This is a genomic window from Persicobacter sp. CCB-QB2 (assembly GCF_001274635.1).
Taxonomy (GTDB): domain Bacteria; phylum Bacteroidota; class Bacteroidia; order Cytophagales; family Cyclobacteriaceae; genus Persicobacter; species Persicobacter diffluens.
The window spans coordinates 3,795,274-3,807,725 of the sequence record NZ_LBGV01000001.1 but is presented as its reverse complement, the minus strand read 5'-3'; the positions used below and the strand labels follow the sequence as shown (position 1 = coordinate 3,807,725).

Annotated in this window: 10 protein-coding genes; 7 read left to right on the top strand and 3 right to left on the bottom strand. The window is 42.3% G+C overall.

Going from position 1 to position 12,452, the window contains the following annotated elements:
- Positions 1-8 precede the first annotated feature (8 nt).
- Both NG22_RS16970 and NG22_RS16965 read right to left on the bottom strand, forming a co-directional pair.
- Entirely contained in the window at positions 9-1,127 is a 1,119-nt protein-coding gene (locus NG22_RS16970) for a GNVR domain-containing protein (RefSeq protein ID WP_053406798.1), read from the bottom strand.
- Positions 1,128-1,133: 6 nt separating this feature from the next.
- On the bottom strand, positions 1,134-3,554 hold the full coding sequence (locus NG22_RS16965) for an SLBB domain-containing protein (RefSeq protein WP_053406797.1): 2,421 nt from the start codon (positions 3,552-3,554) through the stop codon (positions 1,134-1,136).
- A gap of 457 nt (positions 3,555-4,011) precedes the next feature.
- On the opposite strand from NG22_RS16965, the gene NG22_RS16960 reads away from it, so the two are divergent.
- From NG22_RS16960 to NG22_RS16930, 7 genes are all read left to right on the top strand, one after another.
- The gene (locus NG22_RS16960) at positions 4,012-4,683 is read left to right on the top strand and encodes a heme exporter protein CcmB (protein ID WP_172674394.1); all 672 of its coding nucleotides are present in this window, start codon (positions 4,012-4,014) and stop codon (positions 4,681-4,683) included.
- Positions 4,684-5,068: 385 nt separating this feature from the next.
- Positions 5,069-5,764, top strand: coding sequence for a cytochrome c biogenesis protein CcsA (gene ccsA / locus NG22_RS16955; RefSeq protein ID WP_053406796.1), 696 nt, complete (start codon positions 5,069-5,071; stop codon positions 5,762-5,764).
- Positions 5,765-5,768: 4 nt separating this feature from the next.
- Positions 5,769-6,020 carry a CcmD family protein gene (locus tag NG22_RS16950; protein ID WP_053406795.1) on the top strand — a complete coding sequence of 84 codons (252 nt, stop codon included), beginning with the start codon at positions 5,769-5,771 and terminating at the stop codon, positions 6,018-6,020.
- 228 nt (positions 6,021-6,248) lie between these two features.
- Positions 6,249-6,653, top strand: coding sequence for a cytochrome c maturation protein CcmE (locus NG22_RS16945; RefSeq protein ID WP_053406794.1), 405 nt, complete (start codon positions 6,249-6,251; stop codon positions 6,651-6,653).
- Between the two features lie 57 nt (positions 6,654-6,710).
- Complete coding sequence (locus NG22_RS16940; RefSeq protein WP_053406793.1) at positions 6,711-9,275, top strand: heme lyase CcmF/NrfE family subunit; 2,565 nt, start codon at positions 6,711-6,713, stop codon at positions 9,273-9,275.
- Between the two features lie 800 nt (positions 9,276-10,075).
- Positions 10,076-10,456: a hypothetical protein gene (locus NG22_RS16935; RefSeq protein ID WP_157601182.1), complete on the top strand. Its 381-nt coding sequence runs from the start codon at positions 10,076-10,078 to the stop codon at positions 10,454-10,456.
- A 335-nt stretch (positions 10,457-10,791) separates the two neighbouring features.
- Positions 10,792-11,373: a DJ-1/PfpI family protein gene (locus tag NG22_RS16930; RefSeq protein WP_053406791.1), complete on the top strand. Its 582-nt coding sequence runs from the start codon at positions 10,792-10,794 to the stop codon at positions 11,371-11,373.
- Positions 11,374-11,426: 53 nt separating this feature from the next.
- Here the strand turns inward: NG22_RS16930 and NG22_RS16925 are convergent, their stop codons facing one another.
- Positions 11,427-12,392, bottom strand: a complete 966-nt coding sequence (locus tag NG22_RS16925; protein ID WP_053406790.1) for a MoxR family ATPase — start codon at positions 12,390-12,392, stop codon at positions 11,427-11,429.
- Between the last annotated feature and the right edge of the window lie 60 nt (positions 12,393-12,452).

Below are 12,452 nucleotides of genomic sequence, written 5' to 3'. Positions count from 1 at the left end.
ACCTTTCTTTAATTAATTACAAAATTTTCTTTTAGATGATAAAAAAACACCATCCCTAAACCAACAATCACTCCCAAAAAAGCACTAATCACCAAAATCAACCCTCTTTTAGGAGCTGACTTCTCAATGGGCACACTAACCGGTTCTAAGATTGTAAAATTCGGCATTTTATCTTTCAAGGCAATTTTTGCTTGCTCCAATTGCCCAGCCAATTCTTGGTAAATACTGTTTGCAAGGTTATACTTATCCGAAATAGCTTTTTCCTCTGTCCTTGCCATGGCAGTCGATACAAATTGGTTTTTATCCTGAAAATTCGCCAATTCTTTTTGAACAGCAAGAAACTCTGCCTCTTTTTCATTAAAGCTATCCTGGATGAAAATTAAATTTTGACGCGCTTTCTCCGTTTTGTAGTCAGTAATATAAGCTTGCAAATACTCCAAGGCTACTTCGCCCATTTGTGCTGCTGCCAAAGCCTCCGGCATTTCAACTTCTAGAGAAATCACTCCACTTTTAGCATCCACATCAACTACCACTAAATCTTCAAGCGTTTTTCTTACTATGGCCTGCTCTTTACTAATTACAATTGGGCCTCCTTTAGTAGCTACCATCTTTACAGGCTCCCCACTAATCGCTTTCTTAATAGTCCCTGGCAGTCCAATGGTATATTTCTTAATCTTCGCTCCCAGCTGCTCTTTTTTCCACTCGGCATAATATTCATAGACTGTGATGGGACGCCCCACCTCAGCCAGGGTAATCTCCGTCTCCATCAACTGCTTCTGAAATGGCCAGGACTTAACAACTTCCGGATACAACTCCGGAGGAATCGTCGACTGATCGCCCATCATCCCACCAATATTAATCCCCGCCATACCGGCCAGACCAGCCAGGCCTCCCAAATTCCCCATTTGAGCTTCGCCTGCTTCCGGAATCAAAGTGGCTTTGGCGGTATATTTTACCGGGCTAAAGATGGCCACCAATAGACCAATCACGGTACAAATCGCCACAGACTTATAAATGATGTGACGATTCTCGATAATATGTTTGGCAACTGCGACTAAATCAATCTCATCTTCCTCATAATAATTAGGAGATGGGTGCTGGTGTTGAAGTTCCATTTTCTCTTTCATCCCTAATTATTTGACGTTGTTAATGATGGAAGTAACGGTAAGCGCTAATGCGGCCGCTGAGGAAGCCAAAGCCATCCAGGAGGTAGCGGTCATTGGCGGACGTGCCGGTTTTTGAGGAACGATGATCTCTGCTCCCGGCGTTACTTTGGGGTAACTTCTAAAAATAAAGCTTTTAGTTACGTCAGAGGTTCCATTGGGATACCGAACATAGGTCTTTCGTCTTTTGGCCCTTAATCCAAAACCACCCCCTTGACGGATATAAAATTTAGCACTTTTTCCCGGCTCAAAAGTTGTGGAGACCGGATTAAGTACCTCTCCGGAAATCCTGACCGTTTGGGCACGTTGGGGCACTAAAATTTCATCTCCTGCTTCCAGATAGATATCCAGTTTGCCTCCGGGGTTTTTCATAATTTTATCTAACTGAATGCCGACCACTTCAAACTCCAGATTAGTTAATTCTATGGATTGATCTCTTCGCAGCATCTCTTCCTGAATGGCCAATTCTTTTTCGGATTTAGTGATTCTACGGGTTAACATCGCACCCTCCAAGAAGGCATTGGAGTTAAATCCTCCTGCACGTTTCATGACATCCGAGATTCTTTCCCGCTCCGAGCTCAGCGAATAATTGCCAGGGTAAACCACCTCTCCGGCAATGGTAATCGTGCGCTGCACTTTTGATCCGGGTGCTTTTCTTACAAATACCTTATCGAATGGCTTTAATTCAAATTCCCCATCCGCTTCTGAAACAGTCAGGTTTTTGCTAATGTCCATCACAAAGATTTCAGCGATTTTATCCGAGGCTTTCTCCGCATCCTCTCCTCTTAGGCGTCGGGCCACTTCCACCCGTGCGCCTGAGGCTTCAATTTTAAAACCACCAGCAACAACGATCAAATCTTTCAATTTCATGCCCTCGCCGTAAGTATATTCTCCCGGCTTCATCACAGGTCCTCCAATATCAATGGTTAACTCTTCTCTCATCTCCAAAAGAGAAGAAATCACTACATAGTCTTCACGTTGCAGAACGATATCTTCTTTTCCTAAAACCACATCTACCACAGAGAAAGAAATCACTTCATCAGAAAGATCTTCTCCTTTTCTATAAATATATCCACGCTCCAGGAAAGCATCTTCTTTCAGGCCTTCGGCCTTTTGAATTAAGGTAGAAAGCTGAAGTCCATCTTCCACTTCATAAGTGCCCGGACGAAAAACGGCTCCTGTAATTTGAACGCGATTGGCATAGCGTTCTAAAACAGGCTTCACCAAAATAGAATCCCCGTTTTGAATAACCGTAGTAGTGAGTTGATCAAAAGTCACATCCCTCACGGTTTGCTCTCTTCCGTTTTTTCTAAAAATTTCTAATCGGTGCGTATAGGCATTTTCCGTGAATCCACCGGCATAGTCTACCATATCCATCACCGATTCTCCGTGTTTCCCCTCAAAAATCCCTGTACGTTTAAATTCTCCAGCCATCACCACACGATTTTGGTAAGGTGGTACTTTTATAACATCATCATTCTCTAATTGGATATTGGCGTTCCCTTTACCTTTCACCAAATAATCATACACATCAATTTCCTGAGCAATTTTCCCACCACGAATTACCTGTACCTTACGGAAGGAACCGATATCATTGGGGCCTCCGGATAAATACAAGGCATTAAATAAAGAGGCTGTGGATGGTAGTGTGTACGTACCCGGCAAAATCACCTCTCCAATCACATTTACATTGATCCCCTGTAACATGCCCATGCTTACCTGCCCAAAGGTATTCGGCTGACTGCCTTTCATCCCACTGTAAATGGCTGACAGTCGGTTTAGAATTTTATTTTGCGCATCTTTTAAATGCATACCCGATACCCGGATAGGGCCGATATTCGGAATATTAATAGAACCGGTCTTATCGACCAGTAATTTATAGTTCTGTTGTGAAGCACCCCAAATATCTATCCGGACTTCATCCCCAACGCCTAAGCGGTAATCACTGGAAGGATTCAAGGCTATGGAAGGCTCAAATGTAAGGTTCTTCGCATTAAACAACTTGGAACCAAAAACACTCATTGGGATGGATTCCTGTGGAATCTCTTCCTTTTCGGAATATTCGGTAGTCACCTCTGGCAATTGGGAGTTCATAAAATCACCCTCTAAACCAGAAGCCGAACTGGCGCCCATCGTGCTCACTTCTGCCAGTCTGGATTTAAGTTTATTCACTTCCAATTGAGGAATGCCTTTTGCCTGAGCAAACATTTCTATCTCGGCCATTCCCAAACCACGCTTGGTCATTTCCTGCTGGATTTGCATGATTTGCGCATCGGACAAATCATCTACTGATTTACCGGTGAAGTCAATGTTATCCAATCCTTCCAATGACTGGGCATGGATTTGAAACATGAAGAAAAAAAGGCCTACCAATGAAAACAGCAACCTCATTGAAGGCATGTAATTTTTTATTCGCACGGGAAACAAAAATATTTGGTTAACGTAATTATTGCTTTAGATACAGCTTCGCCCCTTCAGTCCCATAGGGCACTTAGCGGAGATCCTTCCATTGCACTTTCCACAAAAGACACTTTCGGGAAAATATTTCCGCAAAGGTATTGCTTAATGTACAGGAAACAAAGAATGTTCAAAGATTAAGCCGTTCCGGGAAACCATCATTAGAAAATCATTAAACAGCACTTATTAAGCCGGATTACCATAATTACTCCAGTTATTACCTGCTCTAGTGCAATAAAAAGGCATGGTTTTAAAAAAATCCTCCCTATCCTATTGAGGCTTACCACTTCCCAAAAAAAGGATTCGCTCGGCATTGAACTCATCAAAATGTAATGTTTTTGCTTGATGATGAGTTTTTCAAACGTATTTTTGAGTCCAAATCAATGATCAAATGTCAGGACTCAATCAAATACTTACCCTCATCGAAAGAGAAGTGAAAATGGAATGGCGACAGAAATATGCCATCAATGGATTGCTTTTATATGTGGGAGCCACCGTTTTTATTTGCTATTTAAGTTTTCACTTACAATCCGGAGCCATCAACATTCCCACCTGGAATGCACTTTTTTGGATCATCCTGCTCTTCGCAGGCATTAATGCTGTAGCGAAGAGCTTTTTACAGGAAAGCGAGGGGCGTAATCTTTATTGGTATCAGCTCACTTCACCAGAATACATCATAATAGCGAAAGGGATTTACAATACATTCTTATTATTGCTATTAGGCATCGTGTGCCTCGGCTTTTATAGTATGGTTATTGGAAATCCTATTGAGCATTATGGTGTCTTCCTGACTACCCTCTTTCTAGGACTTTGTGGCTTTAGCTTCACTCTGACCATGGTCTCAGGCATTGCCGCCAAGGCCAATAATTCCGGCACCCTCATGGCTATTTTATCATTCCCTGTGATAATCCCTGTACTATTAATGGCGCTGAAATTATCCAAAGGGGCATTATTAGGGGTAGGTTGGGAGGCCAGTGCACCCCATTTGCTTACGCTACTGGCCATTAATGTGATTGTGGGCGCGATGTCTGTTATACTTTTCCCCTATCTGTGGAGAAGTTAAGCCGAATGAAGCACCGCTGGGTTTAGTAATTCACCATGAGCACCTTATTGTCCGTGTTTTTTTGATGACTTTACCCTGTTTTTTTAGCTCAAACTCGAGTGAGCTTGTCTTCTCCTCATTGATCTGCTTCCAGGAAAAAAAGAAATAGGAAAAATTCCTTCATTTTTCACGCCTTTCAGCTAAACGAGAATATAGAAATGAAAATTCCGGCCTCAGGGTTTATTGACCTTTGAGAACAATCATCAAAAGAAATCTTCGCTAAATTCAAATCTAAAGTAACTATCAATATTTCCGATAGTATTATTGAGGGAACTGTTAAGCTGAAGCGTGCTTTTTAGGTTTATTCCGCCTATTTTTAAGGACTTTTTAAATGAACTCAACAAACATGAAACGCAATTGGTGGAAAATTTTGGGAGTCTTATTAGTGGCTTACTCCATAGTGGGCGGCTTCTTATTTAATGCTCCCCGACTCGATATTTTAAATGAAACCATCCGGAATCTGCATTTCCACGTGCCAATGTGGTTTGGCATGATTGTAATGCTCATGATCTCGGTGATCTATTCCATTCGATACCTCGCCAAAGGAGCGGATTATCTGGATGCCTATGCAGATCAATTCGCGCAGGTGGGCGTGTTTATGGGGGTTTTGGGGATTTTGACCGGAATGATCTGGGCGAACTTCACCTGGGGAGAACCCTGGAGCAATGACCCCAAGCAGAATGGGGCGGCCATTGGTCTGCTGATATATTTCGCCTATTTTGTATTAAGGGGCTCACTGGAAGACCCTCAGCAAAAAGGGCGAATCAGTGGGATTTACAATATTTTTGCTTTTTCCCTATTGATTCCATTACTCTTTATATTGCCCAGATTAACAGATTCCCTGCATCCCGGCAATGGCGGAAACCCGGGCTTTAATGCTTATGACCTGGACAGCCAGCTGAGAATTGTTTTTTACCCTGCGGTTATCGGTTGGATACTGGTGGGGGCATGGATGGGTAACCTCAGAGCGAGAATGGCGATCATCCAACAACATTATTTAAACCGTGCAATTGAGGCTTCCGCCTTTTCTTCCAAAAACTAATCCCATGAAAAAGATATTATTAACATTGTTCGCAGCCGGTTCTTTTAGTCTGGCGATGGCGCAGGAAAAAACAGCCATTACTGATCAGGATTACGCCAACCAAAAAGTAGAGATGGCGGACAACTTCAGAGGAGAAGGCAAGATATACGTGGTGGTCGCTGTAGCATTAACCGTTTTGGGTGGCTTTGCAGGATATGCCTGGAAGACGGATCAAAAGTTGAAGAAATTGGAAACAGAGATCGGGCAGCAAGCCTAATCTGGTATTAAAAATCACCTCCACCGAAGCAAATTCGAAGTAAGAGCAGCGATTTTTGGATATTATTCGACTATAGCCATGCTATTCTCTTATTATGATCGGATATCGCGTTTCACTATCTAATTTTCGTTTCGAATACTGGATCTTTAATACCCTCTCCGTACATTATTTTAGATATCAGCAAATTAGGCTACCTTTGCACAATAACCCCTTAGAAATCAAACAATAATGAAAAAGGCACATATTTTTGGAATCGTAATTATTGCTATTGCCATTATGGTGATCGTCAGTACTATTGGTGATTCCAGTACTTATACCACCTTTACTGTTGCGCAAAATATGGCGCAGGACGGAAATAAAGAAGCCATCCATGTGGTGGGACAATTAACAAAAGACCCTCAGGGGAAAGTGGTGGGCATACAGTCCGGCAGAGATATGGTTTCTTTCTCCTTTACCATGATCGATAATGATGGCAAGACGGAAACCGTTTTTTACAATGAACCCATGCCACAGGATTTTGCCCGTTCAGAGCAGGTGGTGGTCATTGGTTCCTATAAAAATCAAGAACAATTCATTGCCGACAAAATTTTACTCAAATGCCCTTCTAAATATAAAGAAGAGCAAACCATTTAACAGCTGTCATTTTTTGGTTTTACAAACCGTTTTCCTACTACAGAAGTATTTTAATCAATGATCAATACATTTATTGGAAACCTCGGGCACTTTCTGACGGTTTTTGCATTCATCACTTCACTGGTGGCCACCTTTGCTTATTTCAAAGCGACCAATGCCAATGAACTCAAAAAGAACGAATGGCTTAAAAATGGCCGTTGGGCATTTAGCCTGCACACCTTATCCATTGTAGGGGTTTTTGCGACGCTGTTTGCCATCGTAAGTGGCAATTATTTTGAATACCACTATGCCTGGAGCCATTCTTCCATTCATTTGCCCTGGTATTATATGCTTTCCGCTATGTGGGAAGGTCAGGAAGGTAGTTTTCTGATCTGGATGGTGTGGAATGCTCTACTGGGAATGGTGCTGATCTTCACCAATAAATCCTGGGAAGGGCCATTGATGGCCGTTTTCGCACTCGTGCAGGCCTATTTGGCTTCCATGATATTGGGAACAGTCATCGGCAATATGCAAATTGGCATGTCGCCTTTCGCCCTGATGCGCGATGCGATGGATGCGCCCATTTTCCAATCCAATCCTGACTTTATTCCAGAGGATGGCTCCGGCCTGAACCCATTATTACAAAGCTACTGGATGGTGATTCACCCTCCAATTCTGTTCCTGGGATTTGCCACTACCCTGATTCCATTTGCCTACGCCGTAGCGGCACTTTGGACCAAAAGATACCGCGATTGGGTACGTCCTGCATTACCATGGACCTTGTTCTCGGCTGCCATTTTAGGCCTAGGAATTCTTTTGGGCGCCTATTGGGCTTATGAAACTTTGAACTTTGGTGGCTATTGGAACTGGGATCCGGTAGAAAATGCTTCTTATGTGCCCTGGTTGGTATTGGTAGCAGCCATCCACACCATGATCGTTTTCAAGAAAAACCATACGGCATTAAAAAGCTCATTGGGACTTTGTATTGCAGGCTTTGTATTAATAGTTTACTCCACCTTCCTTACCCGAAGCGGAATTTTAGGAAATGCCTCTGTGCACAGTTTCACGGATCTGGGCTTAAGCGGACAGCTATTAATTTACCTTGCCGCTTTTACCCTGGGAGGTTTTGGTATTTTCCTTTATCGTTGGAAAGATTTACCTGTAGAGCAGGATGAGCCTTCGGTTTACAGCAGAGAGTTCTGGATTTTCATAGGGGCGACGACGCTGTGTCTGATGGGCTTCCAGGTGATTATTCCTACGTCCATTCCGGTGTGGAATGCCATTGTAGAAGCATTTGGTGGGATTTCTAATGTAGCCTTACCCACTGATCAGGTTGCTTTCTACTCCAAATTTCAATTATGGTTTGCCGTAGCCATCGCATTGCTTTCAGGAACAGGCCAGTTCTTCTACTGGAAGAAAATGGATTCTAAAAAACTGTGGGATGCGCTGACGGTGCCATTCCTGATTACCTTAGTTTCCTCCGGCGCCATCATTTTGCTTTATCCGGTTGCGCAATTATCCTATATCGCCCTGCTTACCGCTGCCGTCTATTGCCTATCAGCCAATGGCACCATCCTTTTCAATCTGATTCGAAAAAGTCCCAAGCTTTCGGGAGGTGCCGTAACGCACATTGGTATGGCTTTAATGCTGATTGGGATTTTATTTTCCGCAGGATATTCCAATGTAGTTTCCCTGAATCAAAGCGGCATGCCTATTTTTAAGGATGCGGCAGATGAAAAATTTGATCAGGAGAACATTGTACTTTGGATCAATCGGAATCGCCCCATGGAAAATTACCAGCTGAATTATAAGGGCAGAAGACTAGAAGTGATGGGCATGCCAAATTATGTGGACCATAATTTATTAAGCACTACCGGCAATGAACGTAAAAGAGTTGCCAAGACGGAATTAGCTTATGACGGCAAAACCTATTTCAATCAAGGGGACACCGTAGAAGTACATCCGGAAAACATCTATTTTGAGGTAGATTATACGGATCAGAAAGGAGAAAAATTCACCCTTTATCCACGAGCACAGGTAAATCCTAATATGGGTATGGTGATCTCTCCGGATATCAAGCGCGGATTTAATCGTGATTTATATACTCACGTAACCGCTTTCATCACACCAGACCAGGAAGCAGAATGGAGTGCCGCAAAATCCTTTGAAGCCAAAATGGGAGCGCAATTCATCGTTAATGATTTCGTTTGCCGCTTTGACTCCCTGATCACTTTACCTTCCGTAGGTGGCATGAGCCTTGGGCCGAACGATGTTGCGGTACAAGCCAAAATTCAGATTTTCGATAGCGAACGTTCCTACTTTGCGGAGCCTATTTTCCTGATTAAAGGAAATCAGGTGGGTAAAATCCCGGAAGTAATTGAAGACCTCGGCATTAAGCTCAGTCTTGCTAACATCAAGCCTGAAGAAGGTATTTTTGTCTTTGAGGCACAGACTACCCAAAAGGATTATATCGTCTTAAAAGCGCTTGAAAAACCTTTCATTAATGTATTATGGATCGGTACTCTTTTGGTGATGATTGGCTTTGGAATTGCCACCAACAGAAGGTACCGGGAATTTAAAAACCTGCGGGATCGCAATGCTATCAATGACTCTAAAAAGGTCACCGCAAAAACGGAAATTTAAGGACGTTTCACTAAACATTCATAACCTTTTATTGTTAAGTTATTAGATTGTATTACGATCTGCCCCAAGGTGGTATTTGATCCGTCAATGCCTCCTAATACTTGAATTACCGACACAATGTCGGCAGGTTTCTCTACGAATGAGTAAAACCTAATCAGAGGACAGTAGCTAAAAGTTACTGTCCTTTTTTATGTTTGACTAAGCCGCATTATCCAAAACTATGCGCTGTCATATTAATGCATCTCCACCAAAGTGCATAAATTCATTTCATCTCAATTGTGTTCCTCCTGCATTTGCATTAGCTCAAAATTGACTGAGATTGCTCTCCCCTCATTCATCTGCTTCGTTGGAAAAAAACTCGAAATAGGAAACTATTCCTTCATTTTTTCCGCCTTACAGCTAAATGGGGATTTAAGAATGAATAATCCGGGTTAATTTTTCCCGCCTTGCGGCTAAACCAGAGTTTAAGCATGCATATTCGGGGTAATAGTCAAAATTTGGAAAAGCTTGCGTGCTGCTTTCTGGAAAAAACTTTAATTAAGGGACTTCCCTTTCCTCTTCTTCCTACTACTCCCGCCTTATAGCAAAATAAAAAATTAAGCCTGCACCATTCAGATTCCCAATATTTTACGAGACAAAAGACTGAAAAATTCGGAAAAAACCTTAAATTAAGGTGTACAAAAACTTTACTCATCGATTTGAAAAATTTAGTTAAAGCAGTCGAATAAATGTTCTGACAGATGATTTTTTATACACAGGATATTTTTTTGACTCATGGTTTTATTTTAACCCCTGTGCATATGAATGTTATCACGCATGAATCCCTACATCAGAAATTTAAGCAGTGGCTTTCCAATATAGATTTTTGGCAATCGGAAATTAATTTTTTCAAAAAACAACAGGAGCGAAATATCTACCACCTGCCTGCAGAAGAGCAAAAAAAGATCGTCAATCAATTGGCGCATCATGAACGTTTATTGAATAAGCTCCGTCAAATTATTTCTGCTCACTCCTTGTTCTATGCTGACTTCGCCGAAAAAGCGCCAGAGCTACCGGAGCAAGCCTTGTGCGAAGAAGAATTCCAGCAGAGTGAGATCCATTTGAAAAAGTTTAAATCCAGCTTTGGAAAGCTCAAGAAAGCTTTGAAATCACGTTTGAATAAAAATGCCGAAACGGTCTAATCTTTATTTTCAATCAGAGTATGATAATGCAATAGTTTCCTACTTTCCAAAATTATGGTAATCAGTAACTATAGTAGGTGGTGGAAGTGTGTTTAAAAACCAGCATTCTTAATGAAATTTCGAATAATGGCAGAAGTGATACAGGTAAATTCCAACAGGATAACCTCACAATTGTTAATCATCAGCTAAAATCGCTTCCAATCATTAGAATTTGCAGTCGGGTGTTGTGGTCATAAACATTGCTCTAAAGCTAATTGGCATTGCTACCCTTGACCTGGCCCTGAAGTTTTGGACTGGACTCCAAAGTGTTACCATACTCCTAAACATCTAACTCAATGGCTGCAAAAAACATTCTGCTGCTTACCGGTGACTATGCCGAGGATTACGAAACTATGGTTCCTTTTCAAATGCTGGAAATGGTGGGACATACCGTCCATGCGGTTTGCCCAGACAAAAAATCAGGTGACACCATCCAAACCGCTGTTCATGATTTTTTGGGAGATCAAACCTATGTGGAACTCAAGGGACATCGCTTTCAGCTGAACTTTGATTTTAATGAGGTAGCTCCTGAAAATTATGACGCCATCGTAATTGCCGGTGGACGGGCGCCGGAATACCTCAGATTAAATGAACGCGTGCTGGAAATTGTCCAACATTTTCATAAAAATGACAAGGTAATCGCAGCGGTATGCCATGGCATACAGATTCTGACCGCCGCTGAGGTGGTAAAAGGGAAAAAACTAACAGCCTATCCGGCAGTTGCACCTGAAGTAAAGCTGGCAGGAGGAGAATATGTAAATGTTCCTGTAACTGATGTAGTGGTAGATGGAAACTTAATCACCTCCCCAGCATGGCCAGGACATGCCAAATGGATCGCCGCCTTTCTGAAAGCGATCGGAACAGAGATCAAATTATAGACAAAAAAAGCCATCCTCAGTATGAAGATGGCTTTTTCCATTTATGCTTATCACTATAATAAATCCTGAATCAGTTTTTCGATGGTCAGGCCTTCGGCTTCTGCCTTAAAGTTCCGGAAAACACGGTGCCTCAGGATCGGCTCCGCTACTGCTTGTACATCCTCAATGTCCGGAGAATATTTTCCATGCAATAGGGCATGGCATTTTGCGGCAATTACCAGCCATTGAGAAGCTCTTGGGCCTGCCCCCCATTCTAAATATTTCCGAGCGAAGTCCGGCGCCATAGGGCTGCTCGGTCGTGTTTTATTCACCAACTTCACCGCATATTCTACCACATTATCAGCAATTGGCACCCGGCGAACTAAATCCTGATAAGCTAATATTTTTTCCTTACCCATGATTTGATTCACCTGAGGGGTTTCTCCTGCGGTAGTGGCTTTTACAATACTCACTTCCTGTTCGTAGGTAGGATAATCTAAATAAATATTGAACATGAATCGGTCTAACTGCGCCTCAGGCAAAGGGTAAGTTCCTTCCTGCTCGATGGGGTTTTGGGTAGCCAAAACGAAAAAAGGCTGATCCAGCTTAAAATGCTTTCCAGCGATCGTTACCGAATATTCCTGCATGGATTCCAATAGTGCCGCCTGGGTTTTGGGTGGGGTACGGTTAATCTCATCGGCCAGCACAATATTCGAAAAAATAGGGCCTTTGATAAACTTGAAATTTCTTTCTTTATCCAGCGTTTCAGCCCCCAGGATATCCGAAGGCATTAAATCCGGGGTAAACTGAATTCGGTTGAAGGAGAGGTCCAAAACTTCGGAAATGGTTTTGATTAAAAGCGTTTTGGCCAATCCGGGAACCCCGACCAACAAACTATGGCTTTTACAAAATAAAGAGGTCAAAACCTGTTCCACCACTTTATCCTGACCAAGGACCACCTTGCCAATTTCTGCTTTTAATTTACCAAAATCTTCGGCCAGTTGATCTGCCGCAGTTACGTCCGAATCAAATATACTCATAGGGTTAGAAGGGCTTAAATTAGATAGCTTTCCTTATACTTTTTTTTACAAACGTAGAAG

What these genes read in the sequence shown, in the direction of transcription:
- NG22_RS16970 (WP_053406798.1), bottom strand. Translation starts at nt 1,127, where the DNA reads ATGAAAGAGAAAATGGAACTTCAACACCAGCACCCATCTCCTAATTAT.
- NG22_RS16965 (WP_053406797.1), bottom strand. Translation starts at nt 3,554, where the DNA reads ATGAGGTTGCTGTTTTCATTGGTAGGCCTTTTTTTCTTCATGTTTCAA.
- NG22_RS16960 (WP_172674394.1), top strand. Translation starts at nt 4,012, where the DNA reads ATGTCAGGACTCAATCAAATACTTACCCTCATCGAAAGAGAAGTGAAA.
- ccsA (WP_053406796.1), top strand. Translation starts at nt 5,069, where the DNA reads ATGAAACGCAATTGGTGGAAAATTTTGGGAGTCTTATTAGTGGCTTAC.
- NG22_RS16950 (WP_053406795.1), top strand. Translation starts at nt 5,769, where the DNA reads ATGAAAAAGATATTATTAACATTGTTCGCAGCCGGTTCTTTTAGTCTG.
- NG22_RS16945 (WP_053406794.1), top strand. Translation starts at nt 6,249, where the DNA reads ATGAAAAAGGCACATATTTTTGGAATCGTAATTATTGCTATTGCCATT.
- NG22_RS16940 (WP_053406793.1), top strand. Translation starts at nt 6,711, where the DNA reads ATGATCAATACATTTATTGGAAACCTCGGGCACTTTCTGACGGTTTTT.
- NG22_RS16935 (WP_157601182.1), top strand. Translation starts at nt 10,076, where the DNA reads ATGAATGTTATCACGCATGAATCCCTACATCAGAAATTTAAGCAGTGG.
- NG22_RS16930 (WP_053406791.1), top strand. Translation starts at nt 10,792, where the DNA reads ATGGCTGCAAAAAACATTCTGCTGCTTACCGGTGACTATGCCGAGGAT.
- NG22_RS16925 (WP_053406790.1), bottom strand. Translation starts at nt 12,392, where the DNA reads ATGAGTATATTTGATTCGGACGTAACTGCGGCAGATCAACTGGCCGAA.